The organism is Kitasatospora sp. NPDC058032 (assembly GCF_042885845.1).
Taxonomy (GTDB): Bacteria; Actinomycetota; Actinomycetes; order Streptomycetales; family Streptomycetaceae; genus Kitasatospora.
Genome location: NZ_JBHVRK010000010.1, coordinates 165,164 through 187,479 on the forward strand (window position 1 = coordinate 165,164; position 22,316 = coordinate 187,479).

A 22,316-nucleotide genomic window follows, 5' to 3' on the forward strand; every position below is an offset into this window, starting at 1 on the left:
ACCTAGATGCCCGTTAGTTTCGTCGACGTGCTGAAGAGGAACGGCGACGAGGAGCGTGTGGTGGGCAAGGGCAAGGTGGCGGATCCGGCGGCGGACGCGGCGGCGGACCGGCGGAGGTGGATCGCGCTGGCGATCGTGATGACGGCCTCGTTCATGGACCTGGTGGACGTCACGATCGTGAACATCGCGATCCCGAGCATCCAGGAGTCCACGGGCGCGTCGTTCTCCGCCGTGCAGTGGGTGACCGGCGGCTATGCGCTGGCCTTCGCGATCGGATTGATCACCGGCGGTCGGTTGGGCGACATCTACGGTCGCAAGCGACTGTTCCTGATCGGAATGGCCGGTTTCACGCTCGCTTCGGCACTGTGCGGTTTCGCGAGCGGTTCCGAGATGCTCGTCGCGATGCGGATCCTGCAGGGCGGGACGGCGGCGCTGATGGTGCCGCAGGTGCTGTCGATCGTCCACGCGACCTTCCCGGCGGAGGAGCGCGGCAAGGTGTTCGGCCTGTTCGGCGCGGTGGTCGGACTCGGCGCGGTCAGCGGCCCGCTGATCGGCGCGGTACTGACGGAGTGGGACGTGTTCGGCCTCGGCTGGCGCCCGATCTTCCTGATCAACCTGCCGGTCGGCATCGCCGGCCTGCTGCTCGGCCGGGTCTTCATCGGCGAGTCGAAGGCCGAGCGGGCCCTGAAGCTCGACCTGCTCGGTGTGCTGCTGGCCAGCGCCGGACTGCTGATGCTGATCTACCCGCTGACCCACGGCCGGGAGGCCGGCTGGCCGCTCTGGGGCCACCTGGTGATGGCCGGTAGCCTGCCCGTGTTCGCGCTGTTCGTCGTCTACGAGCGGATGAAGACGCGGCGGGACGGCTCGCCGCTGGTGGAGCTGTCGCTGTTCCGCGTGAAGTCCTTCGCGGCCGGCATCGGCGTCCAGCTGACCTTCGGCGTCGTCACCGGGATCTTCTTCCTGGTCTGGACCCTCTACATGCAGCTGGGCCTCGACTGGAGCCCGCTGAAGGCCGGCGCGACCGGCATCCCGTTCTCGCTCGCCTGCTCGACGGCGGCCGGCGTCTCCGTGCAGCAGCTCGTCCCCCGGTTCGGGCGCAAGGTGCTCCAGGCGGGCGCGCTGGTGATGGCGTCCGGCGTGCTGGTCTACATCGCGGAGGCGCACCGGTACGGTACCGGCATCGCGCCCTGGCAGATGGCGCTGCCGCTGGTGCTGATGGGCGCCGGGATGGGCCTGATCGTCGCGCCGATCACGAACGCGGTGCTGGCGGAGGTGCCGCGGGAGCACGCCGGCTCGGCGTCCGGCCTGATCAACACGGTGAACCAGGTGGGTCTGGCGCTCGGCCTGGGCCTGGTGTCGGTGGCGTTCTTCGGCGCGGTGCCGACCGGGACGGTGGCCGGCGAGCCGTTCGTCGGAGCGTTCCAGCACGCGATGTGGTGGGTGCTCGGGGTGCTGACGGTGGTGTTCCTGCTGATGTTCGCGCTGCCCGGGCGGCGGAGCGCGGCGGGTACCGGTCCGGCGGCGGTGGCGGATCCGGAGCAGGAGCAGGAGGAGGAGCAGGAGCTGGTCCTGGTGTAGCCGCCCGGATCGTACGGAGGCCCCGGTCGCGCGGTGTGTGCGCGGCCGGGGCCTCTCGTGTGCGCACCGGGGGAGTCTTCAGGCGTCGGCGCGCCGGTAGCTGCTGCCGTCCTTGGCGCGGGTGAGGAGCCGCCCCTCGACGAGGTAGCGGCGCAGGGCCGGGAAGTCGTCATGGACCGTCCGCAGCACGTCGTTGACCTCGCGCTCGGTGTAGGAGCGGTCCGGCTCGAAGAGCGTCCGGGCGAGGTGGTCGAGCAGCTGCTCGCGGCGGGCGGCACGGCGGGGTACGGCGATCAGCCGGCCGTCGGGGGCGAACAGCGCGGACACGGCGGGGGCGACGGCGGCATCGGTCATGCTCCGAGCGTCGCGCGCGGGGCGGCGGCGGGCAACGGGTTTTCGGCGCCCGACGGTGGTGTCAGACCCGGGCCTTGGCCTTCGCCTGGGCCTCCTTCGCGGCCTTCTCCTCCTTGGCGGCGCGCTTCACCTCCTGCTTGGTGGCGCGCACCTGCTCCAGCGAATCCGGCCCGGTGATGTCCGCGACCGAACGGAACGCCCCCTCCTCGCCGTACACCCCGGCCGCCTCCCGCCAGCCCTCCGGCCGCACGCCGTACTGCTTGCCGAGCAGCGCGAGGAAGATCTGCGACTTCTGCTTCCCGAACCCCGGAAGGGCGTTGAGCCGGCTGAGCAGTTCGCGCCCGGTCGCCACGTCCTTCCACAGAGCGCCGGCGTCCCCGTCGTACTGCGCCACCAGGAACTGGCAGAGCTGCTGCACCCGCTTTGCCATCGCCGCCGGATACCGGTGCACGGCCGGTTTCTCGCACAACAGCGCGACGAACTCCTCCGGGTTGTAGGTGGCGATCTCGTGCGCGTCGAGGTCCTCGTGCCCCAGCCGCTGCGCGATCGTGAGCGGCCCGGTGAACGCCCACTCCATCGGCACCTGCTGGTCCAGCAGCATCCCGACGAGCGCGGCGAGCGGGCTCCGGCCGAGCAGTTCGTCGGCCTGGGGCTGCTGCGCGAGCCGCACGGTGACGTTCATCGGATGGCCTCCTCGGAGCGTGGACTCGGGTCGCGCCCAGTCTGCTGGACGGGGGGTGAGGCGACCGCGTCAACACGCCATGACCGGCTGATTCCTTGGAACCAGGCGGTGGTTCGTCGGCGGAACTATCCGGCCCGGAAACACTGGCGGTGGAAAGGCGGGTGGTGAACGGGTGAGTCGAACCGCACTCGATCTGGACGACGGGCTGCTCGCGCAAGCAGCCCGGGTGCTGGGAACGGCGACCCCGGCCGAGACGGTGGAGAAGGCCCTGCGCGAGGTGCTGGCCGCGCGGAGGCAGCCGGCGGCGTCGGCTACTCCAGGCCGAGGGTCATGTGGGGGTAGCCGAGGTGGATCCGGTCGCCGAGCTTGATGTCCAGGGCGGCGATGAACGCCTCCAGGTGGGAGGTGGCCTGGTCGACCGTGTCGGCGTCGCCCTTGAACTCGAACTCGACGAAGTCGCCGAGGCCGGCCACGCTGTCGAAGGCGACGGCGATCCCGTCGACGTGCCACTCCTCGCGGGTCTTGTCGACGACGGTCAGCTCCGCGAAGTCGAGCGAGCCGAGCAGCCGCCTGACCGCCTCGGCGTCGCCGATGCCGCTCTCGTACTCGTCGCAGTGCGTCTTGACCGGCGACGCGATGGGATGGAACCGCTTGAAGTTGACCGACGCCCCCGCCCCGTCCTCGACCCGCACGCGCAGCCACTCGGAGACGACGTCGTTGTCGAGGAAGTCCCGGTGCGGCGCGTTGTAGTACGTGTCGACCTGCCGCGCCGGCCGGCCCGGCGTCGCGCCGAGGGCGGTGAGCTGAGCCTTCAACTCGGCGGAGGGGCTGAGGAGTCGGAACTTCTGCTCGACCTCGATGTACTGCACGGCGCTCAGGCCCCTTGTCTGTTGTGCGGACGGTGCAGACCAGCGGTCAACCCCATTGTGGAACAGGGGTGTCGGGGGAGTCGAGCCACGACGTCCGGCCGGTCGGTTTGATCGTCGGGCCGAAGCGCTCCTGACCGGGACGCCCTCGCTCGTCCCACCAGCGGTAGGAGGCCTCCGCCTGCTTCCAGCGCCGCGCGGCCCGGTCGGTCCGCAATCCGAGCCGTGACCTGGTCCTACGCGAGCTGACGGTCCGTCATCATCTAAGGGAAGTTGTCTGCCGTCACGGTGGGACCGGCGCTCCGGCGTCCGGACCCACCCGCCGTGCCACCCCACCGGAGCGCAACCAGCATGATCCGCGCCATCTTTGACAATCAGACCGGGCTGTTATGGGCGGTCCTCGTCACTCTGACAGTCTCCGCCGCCCTTGCTGCGGTCATCGCCAGGCGGCGTTCCGCCCCGGTCCTGCTGTCCGCGCTTGCTGGGGCGTGCACCGCCCTCGTTCTCGTCGCCACGCTCTACCCCATCCGCCCCGGTGCACCGGCGCCCCTGATATGCACGGTCCAACGCGACCTCATCGCAGCGATGTCGACCACCCAGGGGCTCATGAACGTAGCCCTCTTCGTCCCGGCGGCCTTCTTCGCGACCCTCCTCGTGCGGCGCCCCGTCGGCGCCGGGGTCGCCCTGATCCTGCTCTCCGCTGCCGTCGAAGCGATCCAGGCCGTCACACCCGGCGTCGGCCGTAGCTGCGACACCGCCGACCTGTGGGACAACGGCCTCGGGGTAGCGGCCGGTTGCGGCCTGGCGTTCCTCTTGATCCGCGGGCGGAGCGGCATGCCACTGGTCACCGCCAAGCGGGACCTGGCGCGTGGATCACTCGCCCTCGGCGGAGGGACCGCCGTCATCGTGGCCGCCACCGTGCCGTTCGTGACCGTCGTCCCCGCCGATGCCACGGAGAACACCCGGGCCGGGGCGGCCCAGCGGGCCGCGGCGGCCAAGGCGTTCCAGGACTTCTTCGGCCCGGGTGCCGAAGTCACCTCCGTCCAGTACGTCCGCGGCTCCTTCGAACAGCCCGGTACCGTCAGCGTCACCGGCGCAGCGGGCAGTCTCACCCTGGCCTGGCCCGGCGGCGAGCCGGTCTCCGGGCTCGTCGGGCCACTTCCCGGCCAAGCCCCGGGGGAGATCACTGATGACGCAGCGGCCTTCTCGGCGACCCGGTTCGCGCAAACCCACTTTCCCTGGGCGCTCACGGGTGGCTACACCCGCATCGACCCCCAGCCGCACTCAGGTGGGGCCAGGACGGTTCAGTGGCGCTCCCGCATCGACGGTGTCCTCATGCCGATGCGCCTCGACCTGCTCGTCACAGGGAACGGGCAGGTCAGTTCGTTCTCTGCCCGGCATGTCGAACCCCCGGCCCTTCCCAGGACAACCGTGGTCGAGGAGACCGCGCGCAACACCGCGACCGCGGTGAATCCCGGGTTCGTCGTGACCAGCGCAGAACTGCTTGCCCAAGCCGACCGCAGCGGCACGTGGCATCCGTGCTGGGTGATCCGCATGGAGAGGCCGGCGGGCCAGCAGCAGGCCGGGCTCCTCGTCACCCTCGTCGATGCTGTCACCGGTGCCGTTGTCACGACCTAGACGAGTGGTTGGGAGTGTCAGTGGTCGAAGTCGCCGGTGCGGAGGGCGGTGAGGAAGGAGGCCCAGGCGGCGGGGGTGAAGGTGAGGGTGGGGCCGTGGGGGTCCTTGCTGTCACGGACGGGGACGGCGTGGGGGGAGCCTTGGGCCACCTCGACGCACTCGCCGCCGTTGCCGCCGGAGTAGCTGCTCTTGCGCCACGGGGAGAGGGCTGTGCTCTGGGGCATCGGATCAGTCCTCACGGGAGTGGAGCGAGTGGGAGAACCACGCCTCGGATGCGGCGTAGGGCGGTGGTGACCTCGGGCCCGAAGACGGCTGGGGCGCCAGGGGATTCGGCTCTGTGAAGCATGGCATGGAGGACGTCGGCGAAGGGGTGGATCCGTAAGGAGTCGAGGACCTCGGAGGCTTCGGCGAGGTCGCCGGACTCGGACTGGAGCAGCCAGTCGCGGAGCATCGAACGGCAGCGGACGTAGGCACGGGCACGGCCCTGTTGCAGGATCGGGCGCTGGAGGCCGAAGACCTCGATCGTGGCCTCGCCCTTGGGCGTGCGGGCGGTGTAGGCGCCGGTGACGAGGGTCAGGCTCAGGTGGGTGTTCGGGTCCTCGGTGGTGGGGTCGACGAGGAGGCAGGCTCCCGAACCGTCGCACGGGTACTGGTCGCGCTTCTGGTTGCTGTTGCAGTGGGAGCAGGCGAGGAAGTGGTTGACCCAGGCGAAGGTGTGGGTCGGGTCGTGGGCTATCGGCGTGAAGTGGTCGATGTCCGTGCCCTGGTTGTCGCCGCAGTACATGCAGCGGGAGAGGCCGGCCGCCATGGCTTCGAGTAAGGACTTCAGGTCGCGGCGGACGGTCCGAGCCCGCTTCCACCGCTCGCGGGCCAGGTCCGTGTTGGCCGGTGCCGCCAGGATCGGGCTGGACGCCCGGGTGAGGCGGGACTGGAACCTGTTGTCGATCGGTAAGCGCTGGAGTGGGATCACTTGCCGCCACCGCTGAGGCGCGCGGCCACTTCGTCGACCCGGGCGGCGCTGGAACTCGACAGGATCCCGGCGAGCTCGTGGTAGCGGGCGGTCTGGCGCTTGGTGGCAGTACCCGCGAACACGGCCTCTTCGAGTGCGATCAGCTCGTGGCGGAGCTCGTCGGCGGCCGGCGAGTAGGGGGAGTCGAGACCGAAGAGTTCGGACAGTGCCGCGTCGTCGCCGCTGCCGTAGATGATGCGTTGGTAGAGGTCCTGGCCGACGACCTCGGGCGAGCGCTCCTCGCCGGGGCCGGCGAGGCGGATGAGGCCGCCCGGGTCGGCAGCCTGGCAGGCGTACGGGCTGTGGGTGGTCACGATGAACTGGATGTTCGGGAAGTGGGCCTTGAGCCAGCCACCGATCCGCTTCTGCCAGGAGATGTGGAGGTGGGCGTCGATCTCGTCGATCAGCACCACGCCCGGGTTGAGGACGGTCTTCTTGGCGATCTTGGAGCGGCCGACATCCAGCTCGTTGTAGACGCTGTGAAGGCTGTGGACAAGGTTGAGGACGAGCGCGGTGACGCTGCGGTAGCCGGCACTCATCTCGTTGAGAGGAAAGTACCCGTCCCCGTTCACGACCCAAAGGCCTCGGGAGTCCACTCGGGAGACCCGGTACCCGTCAGGGAGAAGCCCGTCGCCGAGCAGGGAGAGGACGGTGTTGAGAAGACCGCTGGCACCGGGGCGCTTCTCCAGGCGCTGGAGATGGAGGTTGAGGAGCCAGGCCATCCCTTCGACCAGAGTCGCCTCCTCATTGAAGAGAGTGGCGACCCTGCGGCTGGCGTGGATTTCCTCGGGAATTCCGGCCGTGGCCGGGCTGAGCGAGATGCTTGACGAGAGGCGGCGGAACGGTCCGTAACCCGCGACGAGGAGCGCCCGGCTGCTCGTAGCGTGGATTGCGATCTCGCCCTCGGAAGAGGCCCAGGGGTTCGGTGTGACAAATCTGGTGGCCTCGGGCCCGATGGCCGCCAGCGCGATACAGCGGAGAATGGAGGTTTTGCCGGAGCCGTTGCGTCCGGCGAGGACGGTCCAACCCGCATGAGTGCCGTCGGGGCGTTCGAAGCTGAGGTCAACATTGCGGGGGCCACGGAATCCGAGGATCTCGGAGATCCTCAGTTGAGTGATGTACATCCCCGGACTCCTTCTTAGGCGTCGAAGTCGCCGGTGCGGACAGCGGTGACGAAGGAAGCCCAGGCAGTGGAGGTGAAGGTGAGGGACGGACCATGGGGATCCTTGCTGTCACGGACGGGGACGGTGCGGGGGTAGCCGGGGGCCACCTCGATGCAGCCGCCGCCGTTCCCCTCGGAGTAGCTGCTCTTGTACCAGCGTGCGGTCGACAGATCGATGGCCTCGGACATGGTTCGACAGTCCTCTCATGATGCGGCTGATCAGGTCGACCGACTCCGACACCGACAAGGCCGCGGCTCTGGCCCGATCATAGACAGCGTCCCAGAGGTCCACCTCGACCTCTTCGTCGATGAAGTGGCCACGGTTGATGCTCTCCGAGTAGACGCGTCGGCGGCCGTCGATTGTGTCAAGCATCATCATTTCCTGCATGCGGATCACCTCCGTCGCGGAGAAGGGCAGAACCTGCACGGTGACGTGCGGGAGCTGCATGACGGTGAGCAGATGCTGGAGTTGGCCGAACATGACCGCGGGGCCGCCGACGGTCCTCTCCAGGGTTGCTTGCTCCTGGATGACCAGGACGCGGGGCGGGGCTGTGGACCAGATCACGCGCTTCTGCCGTTCCACTCGGCGCTGAACCATGGTGTCGATCTCATCCGGAGTGCGATTCGGCACCTGTGCGGTGAACAGGGTGCGCATGTAGTCCTCGGTCTGGAACAGACCTGAGATGCGTCCGGCTTGCAGCTCGCGGACAATCCTGGCCTTCAGCTCTGAGCGGGTGAACTCCTCGAACCAGTCGGGATAGTAGTCCCGAATGTAGGGCGCCACGAGCTCGAAGCTGCGGACGAGTTGGCCGCCCGCTCCCACCGCCGTGTCGAACAGCTCGACGTCTCGTCGAACCGGGAAGGCCTTGCCCAGCTCGAACTGGGACACCCGCGTCTGATGCATGTTCACCATCTGGGCCAGCTCTTCCTGGCTCAGACCGGCCGACTTCCTCCAGAACGCCAGCTCATCACCCCACTGCCTGGGGCGGTCTCCGGGCTCGACCTTCCTGCGGGCCATCGTCCCCCACCTCTCCCCGGCGTCAAGAACGCCTGAAGTCTCTTGTGGAATCGCTTGGTTACCCAACGCTCACAGGCCGAGACTCATTTCGCAACCGATTCCGGGAAACCCACCCGCTCTCATTTTCGATAGCGGATGTGGATCGTCAGCGAATGACAGGAGAGCTAATATGACCAGCAATCAGGACGCCCCCTCGATCGTCATCGAACGCAACTTCCCCCCGTGCCGCTGCCCCCGCTGCGGCGACGCCGTCCCCGAGGCCCGCTTCCGCGGCGCCGACCTGCTGCCCGCCGCTCCCGCCGCCGTCCCCCGCCCCGTCGCCCCGGCTCGCCCCTACCGCCCCGCCCAACAGGGCGAGGTCGTGTTCGACGCCCGTACCGCCCGGTGGGGCGTGTTCATGGGCGAGCAGCGCGGCAAGGTGCACCTGCGCCCCCTGAAGGGCGGCGTCGAGTGGGAGGCCGACCCCCGGTGGCTCGTCCGGGCCGGCGGCGCGCAGGGGGAGTGAACGGTCGCGTGAGCATCCTCGGACGGACGGCCGAGCCTGAACAGCCGCCTGTCGCAGCTGTGTTCGAGGAGATCCGGGCCGCGCTCGCGGCCGTCGGCCTCTGGTTTCCCTCGGCCGGCCCGGCCCGCAAGGGGCTTCGGGCGTGAAGCCACACGTCCGGACGGAGGTGTGCGCTGTCCTGCTGATCGTCGCCGCCTCCGTCGGGCTCTCGGCCCTCGCCGCGCTGCTGGTGGATCCCGGGCGGCCCGGCGTGCGTCGGCTGGTGTGGTGGGCGGTGAACTCCGTCGCACTGATGATCGGTATTCCGGCCTGGGAAAGGAGGCGACGAGGAGCGGGGGCCGACCCGGCGAACTCGGTTTGTCCGCAAGGCGAGTAGCCAATTTGTCGGCACGGCGGAAAAGAGGAAACGGGAAACGCCCGCATTCCCCGTTCGGCCCGCCGATGCGCGTGCCACCATTCTTGGCGGAAGCAGGGGAGAGTCCGCTTCCGGTCCCGGGACGACGACAGGTGGCCGGGTGGTTCCCGAGGAGGGGGTTGGCATGCGCATGTCCAGTTCGCCCGCGAGTGAGTTCGGCCCCGAGCTGCGCAGGCGGCGGCTCGCGGCCGGGCTGACGCTCACCCGGCTCGCGGAGCTGCTCAACTACAGCAAGGGTCACCTCAGCAAGATCGAACGCGGGCAGAAGGTCCCGCCGCCCGACCTGGCCCGCCGCTGCGACGCCCAACTGGGCGCCGGCGGTGAGCTGGAGAGACTGGCGCCGCCCGAAGGCCCCGCCGGGCGCGGAACGGGGGCGGGCGACATCGCGGCCGACGAGGAGTCCGTACTCCTGCGGGTCGACCGCGACGGCGTCCGCTGGCCCGGCGGCCTCGGGCGGCGCCAACTGCTCGCCGCGGGTGCGACGTCCGTGCTGGGACTGGGCGTCGCGGGGGCGGCCGGAGCGGGCCGGGCGGTGGCACAGGAGGTGCAGGGGGTGCAAGGGGCCTGGGAGGTGTCCCGGCCGGACGTCTCGCCGACGGAGATCTTCCGCGCCCAGTTCGACCAGATGCGCCTGCTCGGCCAGAGCACCGACCCCGCCCTGCTGCTGCCCATGCTCACCGTGCAGACCCACACCCTGCGCGAACTCGCCCTCCAGGCCGACACGGTGGCCCGCGTCCGGCTGCTCGGCCTCGCCGCGCGGTACGCCGAGTTCGCCGGGTGGATGGCCCAGGAGGCCGGCGACAACCCGTCCGCGCTCTGGTGGACCGCCCGCGCCGTCGAGCTGGCCGAGGGCGGCGACGACCGGGACCTCGGCTCGTACACCCTCGTCCGGCGCGCCCTCGTCACCTTCTACGCGGGCGACGCCGCCGCCACCGTGGGCCTGGTCGACCCCGTCGCCCGGGACGGCCGCCTGCCGCCGCGCATCCGCGGCCTCGCCGCCCAGCGGGAGGCCCAGGGCCACGCCCTGGCCGGCGACCACACCGCCAGCCTGCGCAGCCTCGACCGGGCGCGCGAGCTGTTCGACCGGTCCGCCGCCGACGGGGGTGGCGGCGGACCGGTGCTCGGCACCAGCAACCTCGCCGACCCGGCCGCCATGGTCACCGGCTGGTGCCTGTACGACCTCGGCCGCCCCGCCCAGGCCGCCGAGGTGCTCGACCGCGAGTGCGCCGGGATCCCCGCGCACGCCGTGCGCACCCGCGCCCGGTACGGCCTGCGGCGCGCCCTCGCCCACGCGGCGGCCGGCGAGGCCGCGCACGCGTGCGCGATCGCCGCCGAACTGCTGCCGCTGGTGACCGGGTTGCGGTCGGCGACGATCGCTACCGACGTCGCCCGGCTGGACCGCGAGCTCTCCCGCTTCCGGGCCGACCCGGCCGTCCGGGACCTCCAGCCGGCGCTCGCCGCCGCACTCCACCCCAGGTCCTGAGGGCCCCACCGTCGCGCTTCCCCGGCGCCGACCCGACCCGGCCACCCCGGCCGACCCGGCCGTTCACCGGCATCCCCTTCACCGGAGAGGTGTTTCCGCCATGCCCGACATCTTCGTGAACTACCGCAGCAGCGACGAGGACACCGGCGCCGCCATGATCGAACGCGAGCTCTCCCGGCGGTTCGGCAGCGAGCGGGTGTTCCGCGCCAGCAAGTCGATCAAGATCGGCCGCCGCTTCCCGCAGGAACTCCTCACCGCCGTGCGCCGCAGCAGCGTGCTGATCGCCGTCATCGGCGACCGCTGGGCCGACGCCCGCACCGCCGACGGCTCCCGGGCGCTCGACGACCCCGAGGACTGGACCCGGCGGGAGATCGTCGAGGCCTTCGAGAGCGGCGCCCTCGTCGTCCCCGTGCTGATCGGCCGGGCCACCCGGCTCAACCGGCACGAGCTGCCGCCGGAGCTGGCCGAGCTGGCCGACTGCCAGTACCGCCGGCTGGACACCCGCAACGCGGACGGCGACCTCGCCCGGATCGGCGACGACCTCGCCGAGGCGGTGCCCCGGCTCGCCGAGGCGCAGCGGGAGATCGCGCGCAGCGCGGACGCCGGCGGCGAGGTGCGCAACCGGGTCGGCCGGGTGGACGGCAGCGTCGTCCAGGCCCGGGACTACACGCACCGCCAGAGCGGCGGCATCGGCAACGTCGGAGGGGACGTGGGGACGTTCATCAACAACGCCAGTGGTCCGGTGCACACCGGGGACGGGCCGCAGCACAACGACCTGCGCAGCGGCGGCGTGCACTTCAACGGCGACGGCGGCAGCTTCGGCGGCAACTACGTCGAGCGGGGGACGGCGCAGCAGTGGTCCGACGGCCGCCGGGCGGAGCGCGAGGACCGGGACCGGTGACGGACGGCGGTACCCGGATCGACGAGGCGCGCGGGCCCACTCACACCGGGCCGGGCCCGCAGTACAACGTCTTCGGGGGAGACTTCCGGCCTCCCCGACCAAGGGTGGCCCCGTCCCGGGTGGCGCTCGAACACCGTCTCTGGCTGCAGGGGAGGTTCGTCCCGCCCCACGGATTCGGCGAGGCGCGGAACCGGCTCGCCAAGCCCGGCACCACCGTGCTGCTCGCCGGTCCGCCCGGTAGCGGACGGCGGACGGCGGCGGTGATGCTGCTGCACGATCCGGACGACCCGACGACCTCGTTCGTGGAACTGTCGTTCTCCCCGGAGAACGAGGACAGCACGCCCCCGGAGGCCGGCGACCGGTTGCTGCTGGATCTCTCCGGCATCGCCGAGGAGGACTACGAGGCGGCTCAGCAGCAGTTGTACGGCTACTGGGGCAGGGTCGAGCAGGCCGGAGCCCGCATGGTCGCGGTCCTCCCTTCCGCCGACCAGGAGTTGTTGCTCCCCGCCCTCCGGCAGCTGGTGATCGCGATCGGACGGCCGAGGGAACTGGCGGTGCTCCGCCGGCACCTCGAGGGCAAGAAGGTCCGACTGGCGTCCGACGACCTGGAGGGCGAGGAACTCGTCGCCACGCTGCGCCGGTTCGCGATGCGGGACGTGCAGCGCTTCGCCGATGTGGTGGCCCGGGCGAGGGCGGCCGACCCGGCCGGGCCGGCCGCCGAATGGATCCGGCAGGCGCTTGGCGCGCTGAGCGACCGTTCCGGGGAGGTGGCCGTGAAGGTCGCAGGCCTCTCCTCGGGGCAGCAGCGCGCGCTGCTGCTGACGGCGGCCATGCTGGCCGGGGCGCCCGCGGACGCGGTCTTCCACCACACGGAGCGGCTGCTCGGCCTGGTCGAGCACACACCCGACGAGCGGCCGCTGTTGGAGCGGTCCGATCTGGCCGAACGGCTGAAGAGCCTGCCCCTGGAGATGGACGCGCGTGGCCGGATCCGCTTCGCCTCGCTGGCGTACGACGGGGCCGTGCGCACGCACTTCTGGACCTACCTGCCCTGGCTGAGGGAGCGGCTGCGCCAGTGGGTGGCGGACCTCGTGGAGGAGCCGCACCCCGCACTCGTGGTGCAGGACCGGCGGCGGCTGGTCGAGCGCTTCACGGAGCAGAGCCTGCGGGCCGCCGACTGGAAGGTGCTGCACGTCCTCGCGGGTGAGTGGGCCGCCGAGCCCCAGCGCTCGGAGGAGGCCTTGGCCGTGCTGCGGCTCGGTCTCGACCACGACCGGTACGGCGCCGGGTTCCGCTCCAAGATCTACGAGTGGGCGATCGGCCAGCCCTCTCCGGCCCTCGCCCGGGTGCTGGCCCGGGCCTGTGGCGAGGTCATGGCCCGTACGCATCCGGACCAGGCCCTCGTCCGGCTGCATCACCTCGCGCGCCGGACCGGCGCGAAGGGCCCGGCGGAGGTGCGCGAGACGCTCTACGAACTCGTGCGGCAGGACCGGCGGTTGTACCTGAAGCTGCTGTCCCGCTTCTGGGACGGGCTGGCGGCCAGGGGGGAGACGTCGGCGGACATCCGGCTCTTCCTGGAACTGGTGGGGGAGCCGCCGCCGCGGCGCCTGGCCCCGGACGAGGCGCTGGCCGCCACCTGGGCCGAGGTCCTGGCGGTGGCCCGGCGTGAGCAGTGGGTGGCGGCGGTCCACCGGTGGCTGTCGGTGGCCCGGGCACAGCCGCAGACCGGGGAACGGCTGATGGACGTGCTGGTGACGGCCGCCACGGCGCGGCCGGACCGGTTGACCGCGCTGTACCTGACCGGACGCGAATGGGTCGGCGACGGCCCGCGTGAGGAGCGGTCCGGTCGGACCGAGGTGGCAACGCGGCTCTGGCAGAAGATCGACAGCGCTCAGGGGATCGAGCCGGCTCAGGCGCTGCGAACCGACGAGAGGATGGGATGAGCTCCATGGAGAAGACCCGTACGGCGGCGCTGGCCGTCGCTGCCGGGGCGGTGCCCGTCGCCCTGGGGGTGGGGCTGAAGTGGCCGGTCTGGCTCAGCGTGGTGACTTCGGTCGTGGTGGTGGTGCTGGTGGTGCTGACCTCGACGACGCGGGTCAGGCCCGCCGCGCACCGGCGCTCGGCGCCCGAGCCGGGCGTCTACGGACCCGCCTCCTTCGCCCCTGACCCGGTCCCTGCCCCCACCCCCGAGCCGGCCCCGGCGCCGCAGCCGCAGCCGCCGGTCGAGCAGCCCTTCCAGACGACCTCGGTGACGGGGGTGGCCCTGCCGAGTTCGGTGCCGGACTACGACTTCGTCTTCTCCGCCACGGTGTGGTGGCGGCAGTTGCCGACCCCCGGTGGCGTCGTCCACTTCGCGCCGGACACCCTGGCCACCGATGCGGTGCTGGCCCGCGCCAGGGCGATCACGGAACGCGAGCACCCCGGGCGGCCGGAGTTGGTCCGGCACCGGCTGGACGGACTGCTGGGCACGCTGAGCCCGGACAACTCCGGGATCGTGGTGGCGATGGCCGGGCAGGTCAGTCTGGCGCTGCCCGAGGCGGACCGTGCGCGGCTGGACAAGCTGGCGGAGGTCCGGAAGACGGAGGAGATCTGGGACCACGAGCGGAGGTACGAGCGGAGCAAGCGCAGCTACCTCGGCGACGACGTGCTCAAGTCGCCCGGCAGCGCGGTGGTGTGGTGGCTGGCGCGGAACGACGAGGAGGTACAGGGGGCGGTGGACATGATCGGGCCGCTGGCGCAGCTCGCGGCGGCCGCGAACGACCAGGCGGTGGACGTGCTGTACCGGCACCTGGTGGCGACGGGGGAAGCGGGGTCGGTGGACGACCTGCCGTTCCTGGACGTCGTCGTGCCCGCGGCCGCCACGGGGAGCGGGGGGAACACGGGGGATGCGGGTGACGCGGGGCCTTTCGAGCCGGTGGGCCCAGTGGGTCCGGTGGGTCCGGTGGGTCCGGAACGGGGGCCTTCGGTGGTCGGGCCGTTGAACGACCTGATGGACGACATCGAGCTCCGGGAGGACGGCGATCGGACCGTCTACGCCCATCGGGTGGCCAGGTTCACCGAAGCGGCGGGGCGGCCCGACGCCGCGGATCGGATCCGGCGGAGTCTCGGGGACGAAGGGGAGTTCGGGGACGGCGGGGACGGCGGATCCGCCGGTGGCGGTGGGGGAGCCGGTGGCGGGGTTCCCGGCGGTGGGGGAACCGGCGGGAACCCGGCCGGGCCGTCGCAGCCGGAAGCGGCGCCGCCGGACGCGCCCGGTGGGGTGCCGGGGCCGCGGGTGTTCGTGGTGGGGCCGGTGCAGCCGCAGGGTGGGGGCGAGGCCGAGTCCGGGCCGGTGACCTCGGCGTGGGAGGTGCTGCGCGGTTCCGTCAACGGGGATCCGCGGGGGGCGGGGGGCGGGACCGAGGAAGGGTGGGGTGGGGCCGACCAGTCGCACGAATGATCTAGTCGGGGGTGGCGAGTTGGGCAGATGTTCGAGTGGGTCGGTAAATCTCATATGACTGTTCCGGTTCTCCGGCTGAGATCGTTGAACTCGGGTAAAGCTGAGTCGGCCTTGTCGACGCGTCCAGAAAGGCTCGCCCGGTGTCCCAGCCGTTCGAACTGCCGTCCTTCTACGTGCCGCACCCGGCGCGGCTCAACCCGCATCTCGACGAGGCCCGGGCCCATTCCTCCGGATGGGCCCGGGAGATGGGCATGCTGGAAGGGTCGGGGGTCTGGACGCAAGCGGATCTGGACGCCCACGACTACGGACTGCTCTGCGCCTACACCCACCCCGACGCGTCCGCCGAGGCGCTGGCGCTGGTCACCGACTGGTACGTCTGGGTGTTCTTCTTCGACGACCACTTCCTGGAGGTCTTCAAGCGGACCAACGACCGGGTGGGCGGCAAGGCGTACCTGGACCGGCTGCCGCTGTTCATGCCGGCCGACCCGGACGCGGCCGTGCCCGAGCCCACCAACCCGGTCGAGGCCGGGCTCGCCGACCTGTGGCGGCGGACCGTGCCGGCGATGGGCGAGGACTGGCGGGTGCGGTTCGCGGAGAGCACCCGGAACCTGCTCAACGAGTCGCTCTGGGAGCTCGCCAACATCAACGCGGGCCGGGTCGCCAACCCCGTCGAGTACATCGAGATGCGCCGCAAGGTGGGCGGTGCGCCCTGGTCGGCCGGGTTGATCGAGTACGCGGCCGGGGCGGAGGTGCCGGCGGCGGTGTCCGGCTCGCGGCCGCTGCGGGTGCTGATGGACGCCTTCTCGGACGGCGTCCACCTGCGCAACGACCTGTTCTCGTACCAGCGCGAGGTGGAGGACGAGGGCGAGCTCAGCAACGGCGTCCTGGTGCTGGAGAAGTTCCTGGAGTGCACGACGCAGGAGGCGGCCGAGGCCGTCAACGACCTGCTCACCTCGCGCCTCCAGCAGTTCGAGAACACCGTCGTCACCGAGCTGCCGCAGCTGTTCACGGACACCGGGCTGGACCCGGAGGGCTGCGCCGGGGTGCTGGCCTACGTGAAGGGGCTGCAGGACTGGCAGGCCGGCGGGCACGAGTGGCACCTGCGGTCCAGCCGGTACATGAACGACGGCGGGGCGGCGGCGGACGCGTCGGGCACGGCGGGGGCGGGCGGGGCCACCTGGTGGGACCCGTTCGCGATCGGCGGGGTCGGCACCTCGGCGCTGGACGTGCTGAAGTCGAACGGCGCCCTGGACGATCTGGCCGACGAGCTGGGCTCGTTGAGCCGGTCCGGGCCGGTGACGAAGGCCTGGGCGCCGACCGTCGGGGAGTCGCCGGTGGCCGCGCTGCTGGGGGCTCTCGGGATCGGGGCTCCCGGGGCCCTCGGGCTGGGGGCGACGGGTTCGGGCGCGTCGCTGGAGTCGCCCGGGACCGGTCCGGTCGGGGGTTCGCGCGGGGACGTCGACCCCGGGGTGCGGCGGGCGCGGTCGCACGCGCACGTGCCGTTCCAGGCCGTCGGGCCGTCGCAACTGCCCGAGTTCCGGCTGCCGTTCAAGGTCCAGCTGAGCCCCTACCTGGAGTCCTCGCGACTGCACACCCTCGACTGGGCGGGCCGGACGGGCCTGCTGGAGATCCGGCCGGACGACCCGACCGCGGGTGTGTGGACCGCCGAGAGCATGGCCGACTACGACCTGGCGCTCTGCGCGGCCGGCATCCACCCGGACGCCAGCTCCGACCAACTCGACCTCACCACCGACTGGTTGGCCTGGGGCACGTACGCGGACGACTACTTCCCGGTGGCGTTCGGCCGGACCGGCGACCTGGCCGGCGCCAAGGCCGCGCACGAGCGGTTCCAGCTGCTCATGCCGGTCGACGGTGAGCCGGGGGCGGAGCCGCTCACCGCGCTGGAGCGCGGGCTGGCCGACCTCTGGGAGCGGACCGCCGGGCCGATGACCACCGAGGCGCGCGGAAAGCTGCGCGAGGCCGTCGTCACGATGACGCTGAGCTGGATCTGGGAGCTCAACAACCAGGTGCAGAACCGGATCCCGGACCCGGTCGACTACCTGGAGATGCGCCGGGCCACCTTCGGCTCGGAGCTCACGATGAGCCTCGCCCGGCTGGCGCACGGGGCCGTCGTACCGGCCGGGGTCTACGTCAGCGGCCCGATGCGTTCGCTGGAGAACGCGGCCGCCGACTACGCCTGCATGATGAACGACCTGTTCTCGTACCAGAAGGAGATCGAGTTCGAGGGCGAGGTGCACAACGCCGTCCTGGTGGTGCAGAACTTCTTCAACTGCGACTACCCGGCGGCGGTGCGGATCGTCGACGACCTCATGCACGCGCGGCTCGACCAGTTCCGGCACGTGGCGGCCGAGGAGTTCCCGGTGCTGTTCGAGGACTTCGCGCTGGACGGGCCGGCGCGGGCGGTGATCGCGGGGTACGTCAAGGAGTTGGAGAACTGGCTCGCCGGGATCCTGGGCTGGCACGAGGGCTGCCGGCGGTACCGCGAGGAGGACCTGCTGCGGCACTTCGGGCGGGAGGCGGCCGAGGCGCCGGGCACCGTCGCGGAGGAGGCCGTCGAGCCGGGCGGCGGGGTGCTGGGCGCGCTGCTGGTGCGGCCGACCGGGCTGGGGACGTCGGCGGCCACGCCGGCGGGCGCGATCGGCCGGGTGGCGGTCGGGTAGCGAACCGGCCCGGCGGTCGGCCGGGCAGCCGGTCGGCCGGAGGGTGCGCGGCGGTCCGTCGGGGGTTCCGGCCCCGACGGGCCGCCGTCGTGCCGCGCTGCGCGCGCGGACGGGCGGCGGACTGGCTAGGGTGGCGAAACGGGGCGGATCGTCACATACGAGAGGGCTTCGTCATGGCTGTGCCACCCGAGGGAACGCCCTGCTGGGCCGACGCGATGTTCGCCGACCTGGAGGGCGCCAAGGCGTTCTACGGCGACGTGCTCGGCTGGACCTTCGGCGAGTCCTCCTCCGAGTACGGCAACTACACCCAGGCCTACTCCGACGGCAAGGCGGTCGCCGCGATCGTCCCGCCGATGCCGAACCAGGAGGGCGAGGCGGTCTCCGCCTGGTGCCTCTACCTCGCCTCGCCCGACGCCGCCGGCACCGCCGAGAAGATCCGCGGCAACGGCGGCGAGGTGCTGATGGGCCCGATGGCGGTCGGCGAGTTCGGCTCGATGGTGATCGCCAAGGACCCGGCGGGCGTCGTCTTCGGCGTCTGGCAGGCCGGCACCCACGAGGGCTTCGAGAAGCAGGGCGCGCCGGGTGCCTACACCTGGGCCGAGGTGATCACCCGCGACGGGGCCGCCGCGGACGGCTTCTTCCCCGCCGTCTTCCCGTACGCCGTGAAGCGGATGGACTCCGGGCAGGTCGACTACAAGATCTTCCACGTCCGGGAGCAACCGGTGCTCGGCCGGATGCAGGCGGGCCCGAAGGACCTGCCGCCCGAGGCGCCGAACTACGTCAGCGTGTACTTCGCGGTGGACGACTGCGACGCGACGATCGCCAAGATCACCGAGCGGGGCGGGAAGCTGTACTTCGGCCCGATGGACAGCCCGTTCGGCCGGTTCGCGGCCGTTGGCGACCAGCAGGGGGCGGCGTTCGGCGTGATCGACCTCGGGAAGACGTCCGGGGACGTGCCGGGCCTGGTGGCGGAGTGACCTCCGGCGGTGCCGTGCCGCGCGGCGAGCGGGCCGACCTGCTGCAGACGCTGGACAAGCACCGGGGCTTCCTGCGGCACACCGTCCGCGACCTCACCGACGAGCAGGCCGCGCTGCGCACCACGGTCAGCGAGCTGTGCCTGGGCGGGCTGATCAAGCACGTCAGCGGGACGGAGGCGCGCTGGATGCGGTTCGTGGTCGGCGGCGCGGAGGCGATGAGGGCCGAACCGGGCGGACGGGCGGACTGGCAGGCGCAGTTCCGGATGGCCGAGGGCGAGACCCTGGCCGGGCTGCTCGCCGGTTACGAGCGGGTGGCCGCCGAGACGGACGGGCTGGTGGCGAGCCTGCCGGACCTCGACCGGGTGCACGCGCTGCCGCAGGCGCCGTGGTTCGAGCCCGGGGCCGTCTGGTCGGTGCGGCGGGTGCTGCTCCACGTCATCGCCGAGACGGCGCAGCACGCCGGGCACGCCGACATCATCCGGGAGGCGCTGGACGGGGCGAAGACGATGGGCTGAGCAGGGGGCGTGGAGGGTTCGAGGGCCCGGCGCGGCTCGGCCGCTCAGAGCGTGACGCCGAGGAGGTCGCGCAGGGCGCGGTCGCCGTCCGGGGTCACCCGCAGGGCGCGGCCGGAGCCGATCCGCTCGACCCAGGCCCGGTCCAGCGCCGTCCGGCAGAGCACCGCGCCGAACGCGCCGCCCAGATGGCTGCGCCGCTCCGTCCAGTCCAGGCAGGTGCGGACCACCGGACGGCCGCCGGAGCGTCCGGCCCGGGGCGGCAGTTCCACGCCCAGGTCGGCCAGCCAGGACCGGCCGCGGTCGGTGAGGGCCGGGCCGTCCTCGTCCGCCACCAGGCCGCGGGCGAGGGCGGCGTCGCGGACGGCCACGCCCAGGCGGCCGGCCAGGTGGTCGTAGCAGGTGCGGGCGCGGGCCTCGGCGCTGGTCCGGGTGGCCTCGCGCAGGGAGCCGGGGGCGGGGGAGGAGGGCCGCTCTCCCGGTCCGGCCGGGAGCGGGAAGGACGCCAGGTCCTCGATCAGGGTGGCGGCCTGCGGGCCGGCCAGCCGGACGTACCGGTGCCGGCCCTGGCGGTCCTCGGCCAGCAGACCGCCGGCGATCAGCCGGGACAGGTGCTCGCTCGCCGTGGACGGCGCCACCCCGGCGTGCCGGGCCAGCTCACCGGCGGTCCAGGCGCGGCCGTCGAGCAGGGCCGTGCAGAACGCGGCGCGGGTCGGATCGGCGAGCAGGCCGGCGAGGTGGGCGAGGGACATGGGTCCATGGTGCCGCGGACACGGTTCGGCGGGGGCCGAAACGTTTCGGTCCTAGCGTGGCGGACATGGCCGATCCCACCGCTTCCGCCGCCGTTGCCGTGCTCTCCTTCACCCGGTACGAGGACGTGACCGCCGCGCTCGCCGATCCGGCGCTGGTGCCGCCGCCCGCCGAGTCCGGGCCGGTCGGCGGCATGGCCTGGCTGCGTGCCACGGTGGCCCGGTTCAGCACGGGCGAGCGGCACGCCGTTCGGCGGGCGTTCGTCGAGGCGGACCTCGCCGGGCTCGACCCGGACGCGCTGCGTCTGGCCGCGGCGGCCGGGTTCGAGGCGGACGTCCGGGTGCAGGCGGTCCGGGTCCTCGCGCAGGTGCTCGGGCTGGCGGAGCCGGAGGCGGTGGCGCGGGCCGTCGGGGTGGTCGCGCGGTCGTACTTCGTGGAGCGGCCCGAGGACCCGGAGGCCGACGCGGCGGTGGCCTGGCTGCTGCCCCGGATGTTCCCGGGGAGCGAACACGCGGGGGACGCCGGGGACGCCGAGGACGCTGGGGATGCTGGGGACGCCGAGGGCGTGGAACGCGCGGCCAACCGGATCGGACTGCTCGTCCAGGCCTGCGACGCCACCGCCACCCTGGTGGAGCACGCTCGGGCGGCCGGGGCCGGGAGGGCGGATCCGCTCGGCGCCGCGCTGCGGCACGACCCGCCCGTGCGGACGATGCGCCGCCGCGCCGCCCGGCCGACCGAGGTGGGCGGGGTGCCCGTGCCGGCCGGGGCGGACGTGCTGCTCGACGTCGCCGCCGCCCAGGCCGACCGCCCCGACCTGCCGCCGCTGACCTTCGGCGCCCCGCCGAGACTCTGCCCCGGCCGGACGCACGCGCTCGCCGTGGCGGCCGGCATCCTGCACGGCGCCTCGGCCGTCCCGCCGGCCGACGGTGGGGCGTCCGACGGTGGGGCGTCCGAGGGCGAGGCTTCGGCGGCCGGGGCGTTCGCGGCCGAGCCCGTTCCGGCCACCGACGACCGCGACCCCGTGGGGCTCGTGCCCGCCATGGTCGAGCACGTGCTCGCCCTCGCCGAGACGTGGACCGGGTGGGACGGCCGCCCGGTCACCGCCGACGGCCGGACGTACACCCCGCACAAGGCGATCCGCCGGGTCACCGACCATCTCCTCGACCACCTGGCGGAGTTGGAGGCCCGGCTGGCCGGTGAACCGACCCGGCCCGACCACTGGCACGCCTCCGCCGTCACCACCCCCGCCGACCTCGCGCCGTTCACCCCGGCCGACCTGGACGAGGCCCGCAGCCGGCTCACCCGGCTCGCCCGGATCTGGTCCGCCCGCCTCGCCGCGCTCGACCCCGACCAGCTCGACCGCTCGCCCGGAACCGGCTGGTCGTTCCGCCGGATCGCCTTCCACGTCGCCGAGTCCGCGTACTACGCGAACGCCGTCGGCGACCTCCGCCCGCACGAGAGGACCACGCCCCGATGAGCCACGCCCCGATGAGCCGCGCCCTGCTGAGCCACGCCCCGATGAACCACGTCCTGCTGGACACGCCGTTCGCCGCCCTGCACCGCCGCCCCGGCGAGCCGCTGCTGCTCCCCAACGCCTGGGACCACGCCTCCGCCGCCGTTCTCGCCGAGCAGGGCTTCGACGCCGTCGGCACCACCAGCCTCGGCGTCGCGGCGGCGGCCGGGCTGCCCGACGGCGCCGCGGCCACCCGGGACGAGACGCTCCGACTGGCCCGCAGGCTCGGCCGGTCCGGGCGCTACCTGCTCTCCGTCGACGCGGAGAACGGCTTCAGCGACGATCCGGCCGAAGTCGCCGCGTACGCGGTTGAGTTGGTGGAGGCCGGGGTCGTCGGCATCAACCTGGAGGACGGTCGCCCGGACGGCACGCTCACCCCGACCGCGGTGCACGCCGCCAAGATCGCCGCGATCAAGGCCGCCGTCCCGGCCCTGTTCGTCAACGCCCGCACCGACTCCCACTGGCTGGCCCTGTCCGGCCCCGCCGAGGAGACCGACCGTCGTCTCGACGCCTACCAACTGGCGGGCGCCGACGGCCTGTTCGTCCCCGGCCTGACCGATCCGGCGGCCATCGAGCGGCTCTGCGCCGGCCTCGCCCGGCCGCTGAACATCCTCTGGACCCCGACCGGCCCCACCCTCCCCGAACTCGCGGCCCTCGGCGTCGCCCGGGTCAGCCTCGGCTCGTACCTCTACCGCACCGGCCTCGCCGCCGCCGTCTCGACGGCCCTCGCCATCCGCTCCGGGACCTCGGCGGCGCACGCCTCCGGCGGCACCCCCGGCTACGCCGCCGTCCAGGCCCTGTACGCCGACGCGCGGTAGCGGCGGGCGGTAGCGGGG

24 protein-coding genes are annotated in these 22,316 nt (G+C 72.6%); 15 read left to right on the forward strand and 9 right to left on the reverse strand.

Annotated features, from left to right (window positions below; all coding sequences use genetic code 11):
* Positions 1-138: 138 nt before the first annotated feature.
* The gene (locus ACFVUH_RS18520; protein WP_387914460.1) at positions 139-1,578 is read left to right on the forward strand and encodes an MFS transporter; all 1,440 of its coding nucleotides are present in this window, start codon (positions 139-141) and stop codon (positions 1,576-1,578) included.
* Between the two features lie 78 nt (positions 1,579-1,656).
* Here ACFVUH_RS18520 and ACFVUH_RS18525 read toward each other — a convergent pair whose 3' ends face one another.
* Together ACFVUH_RS18525 and ACFVUH_RS18530 are read right to left on the reverse strand one after the other, a co-directional pair.
* A complete protein-coding gene (locus tag ACFVUH_RS18525; RefSeq protein WP_387914312.1) occupies positions 1,657-1,932 on the reverse strand; it encodes a DUF2087 domain-containing protein in 276 nt (91 codons plus the stop codon).
* Positions 1,933-1,993: 61 nt separating this feature from the next.
* Positions 1,994-2,614 carry an HhH-GPD-type base excision DNA repair protein gene (locus ACFVUH_RS18530; RefSeq protein WP_355360637.1) on the reverse strand — a complete coding sequence of 207 codons (621 nt, stop codon included), beginning with the start codon at positions 2,612-2,614 and terminating at the stop codon, positions 1,994-1,996.
* Between the two features lie 172 nt (positions 2,615-2,786).
* Here ACFVUH_RS18530 and ACFVUH_RS18535 point away from each other — a divergent pair, with 172 nt between their 5' ends.
* Positions 2,787-2,984 (forward strand): type II toxin-antitoxin system VapB family antitoxin, encoded by a 198-nt coding sequence (locus ACFVUH_RS18535; RefSeq protein ID WP_387914314.1) that lies wholly within the window; start codon positions 2,787-2,789, stop codon positions 2,982-2,984.
* On the opposite strand, the gene cyaB is transcribed toward ACFVUH_RS18535, so the two are convergent.
* Positions 2,926-3,483 carry a class IV adenylate cyclase gene (cyaB, locus tag ACFVUH_RS18540; protein WP_387914316.1) on the reverse strand — a complete coding sequence of 186 codons (558 nt, stop codon included), beginning with the start codon at positions 3,481-3,483 and terminating at the stop codon, positions 2,926-2,928. The two genes, ACFVUH_RS18535 and cyaB, sit on opposite strands and share 59 nt — an antisense overlap.
* 348 nt (positions 3,484-3,831) lie before the next feature.
* Between cyaB and ACFVUH_RS18545 the strand changes: the two genes are divergently transcribed.
* Positions 3,832-5,118: a VanZ family protein gene (locus ACFVUH_RS18545; RefSeq protein WP_387914317.1), complete on the forward strand. Its 1,287-nt coding sequence runs from the start codon at positions 3,832-3,834 to the stop codon at positions 5,116-5,118.
* A 17-nt stretch (positions 5,119-5,135) separates the two neighbouring features.
* Here the strand turns inward: ACFVUH_RS18545 and ACFVUH_RS18550 are convergent, their stop codons facing one another.
* Genes ACFVUH_RS18550 through ACFVUH_RS18570 form a run of 5 tightly spaced genes read right to left on the reverse strand, consistent with a single transcriptional unit; the run spans position 5,136 to position 8,307 of the window.
* Positions 5,136-5,342 carry a DUF397 domain-containing protein gene (locus tag ACFVUH_RS18550; RefSeq protein ID WP_387914319.1) on the reverse strand — a complete coding sequence of 69 codons (207 nt, stop codon included), beginning with the start codon at positions 5,340-5,342 and terminating at the stop codon, positions 5,136-5,138.
* Positions 5,343-5,353: 11 nt separating this feature from the next.
* Positions 5,354-6,088 carry an HNH endonuclease gene (locus ACFVUH_RS18555; RefSeq protein ID WP_387914321.1) on the reverse strand — a complete coding sequence of 245 codons (735 nt, stop codon included), beginning with the start codon at positions 6,086-6,088 and terminating at the stop codon, positions 5,354-5,356.
* Positions 6,085-7,251, reverse strand: coding sequence for an AAA family ATPase (locus tag ACFVUH_RS18560; protein ID WP_387914323.1), 1,167 nt, complete (start codon positions 7,249-7,251; stop codon positions 6,085-6,087). Before ACFVUH_RS18560 ends, ACFVUH_RS18555 begins: the two co-directional genes overlap by 4 nt.
* A 14-nt stretch (positions 7,252-7,265) precedes the next feature.
* Complete coding sequence (locus ACFVUH_RS18565) at positions 7,266-7,397, reverse strand: DUF397 domain-containing protein (protein WP_387914325.1); 132 nt, start codon at positions 7,395-7,397, stop codon at positions 7,266-7,268.
* Positions 7,360-8,307, reverse strand: coding sequence for a helix-turn-helix domain-containing protein (locus ACFVUH_RS18570; RefSeq protein ID WP_387914326.1), 948 nt, complete (start codon positions 8,305-8,307; stop codon positions 7,360-7,362). The genes ACFVUH_RS18565 and ACFVUH_RS18570 overlap by 38 nt, the downstream gene beginning before the upstream one ends.
* 169 nt (positions 8,308-8,476) lie before the next feature.
* Between ACFVUH_RS18570 and ACFVUH_RS18575 the strand changes: the two genes are divergently transcribed.
* The 10 genes from ACFVUH_RS18575 to ACFVUH_RS18620 all read left to right on the forward strand — a co-directional run bounded on the left by ACFVUH_RS18575 (position 8,477) and on the right by ACFVUH_RS18620 (position 19,220).
* Entirely contained in the window at positions 8,477-8,812 is a 336-nt protein-coding gene (locus tag ACFVUH_RS18575; RefSeq protein WP_387914328.1) for a hypothetical protein, read from the forward strand.
* 8 nt (positions 8,813-8,820) lie between these two features.
* Positions 8,821-8,958, forward strand: a complete 138-nt coding sequence (locus ACFVUH_RS18580) for a hypothetical protein (protein WP_387914330.1) — start codon at positions 8,821-8,823, stop codon at positions 8,956-8,958.
* Positions 8,955-9,188, forward strand: coding sequence for a hypothetical protein (locus ACFVUH_RS18585; RefSeq protein WP_387914331.1), 234 nt, complete (start codon positions 8,955-8,957; stop codon positions 9,186-9,188). Before ACFVUH_RS18580 ends, ACFVUH_RS18585 begins: the two co-directional genes overlap by 4 nt.
* Before the next feature lie 163 nt (positions 9,189-9,351).
* On the forward strand, positions 9,352-10,710 hold the full coding sequence (locus ACFVUH_RS18590) for a helix-turn-helix domain-containing protein (RefSeq protein ID WP_387914333.1): 1,359 nt from the start codon (positions 9,352-9,354) through the stop codon (positions 10,708-10,710).
* Between the two features lie 100 nt (positions 10,711-10,810).
* Complete coding sequence (locus ACFVUH_RS18595) at positions 10,811-11,611, forward strand: TIR domain-containing protein (protein ID WP_387914335.1); 801 nt, start codon at positions 10,811-10,813, stop codon at positions 11,609-11,611.
* 119 nt (positions 11,612-11,730) lie between these two features.
* Complete coding sequence (locus tag ACFVUH_RS18600; protein ID WP_387914336.1) at positions 11,731-13,551, forward strand: hypothetical protein; 1,821 nt, start codon at positions 11,731-11,733, stop codon at positions 13,549-13,551.
* Positions 13,552-13,556: 5 nt separating this feature from the next.
* Positions 13,557-15,047, forward strand: coding sequence for a hypothetical protein (locus ACFVUH_RS18605; RefSeq protein WP_387914338.1), 1,491 nt, complete (start codon positions 13,557-13,559; stop codon positions 15,045-15,047).
* Positions 15,048-15,187: 140 nt separating this feature from the next.
* Positions 15,188-17,728 (forward strand): germacradienol/geosmin synthase, encoded by a 2,541-nt coding sequence (locus ACFVUH_RS18610; protein WP_387914339.1) that lies wholly within the window; start codon positions 15,188-15,190, stop codon positions 17,726-17,728.
* Between the two features lie 173 nt (positions 17,729-17,901).
* Complete coding sequence (locus ACFVUH_RS18615; protein ID WP_355360589.1) at positions 17,902-18,705, forward strand: VOC family protein; 804 nt, start codon at positions 17,902-17,904, stop codon at positions 18,703-18,705.
* Complete coding sequence (locus ACFVUH_RS18620) at positions 18,702-19,220, forward strand: DinB family protein (protein ID WP_387914340.1); 519 nt, start codon at positions 18,702-18,704, stop codon at positions 19,218-19,220. The genes ACFVUH_RS18615 and ACFVUH_RS18620 overlap by 4 nt, the downstream gene beginning before the upstream one ends.
* A 44-nt stretch (positions 19,221-19,264) precedes the next feature.
* On the opposite strand, the gene ACFVUH_RS18625 is transcribed toward ACFVUH_RS18620, so the two are convergent.
* Positions 19,265-19,969 carry an ArsR/SmtB family transcription factor gene (locus ACFVUH_RS18625; protein ID WP_387914342.1) on the reverse strand — a complete coding sequence of 235 codons (705 nt, stop codon included), beginning with the start codon at positions 19,967-19,969 and terminating at the stop codon, positions 19,265-19,267.
* Positions 19,970-20,034: 65 nt separating this feature from the next.
* On the opposite strand from ACFVUH_RS18625, the gene ACFVUH_RS18630 reads away from it, so the two are divergent.
* Both ACFVUH_RS18630 and ACFVUH_RS18635 read left to right on the forward strand, forming a co-directional pair.
* A complete protein-coding gene (locus ACFVUH_RS18630) occupies positions 20,035-21,444 on the forward strand; it encodes a hypothetical protein (RefSeq protein ID WP_387914343.1) in 1,410 nt (469 codons plus the stop codon).
* Positions 21,441-22,298 carry an isocitrate lyase/phosphoenolpyruvate mutase family protein gene (locus ACFVUH_RS18635; protein ID WP_387914345.1) on the forward strand — a complete coding sequence of 286 codons (858 nt, stop codon included), beginning with the start codon at positions 21,441-21,443 and terminating at the stop codon, positions 22,296-22,298. The genes ACFVUH_RS18630 and ACFVUH_RS18635 overlap by 4 nt, the downstream gene beginning before the upstream one ends.
* Positions 22,299-22,316: the final 18 nt, after the last annotated feature.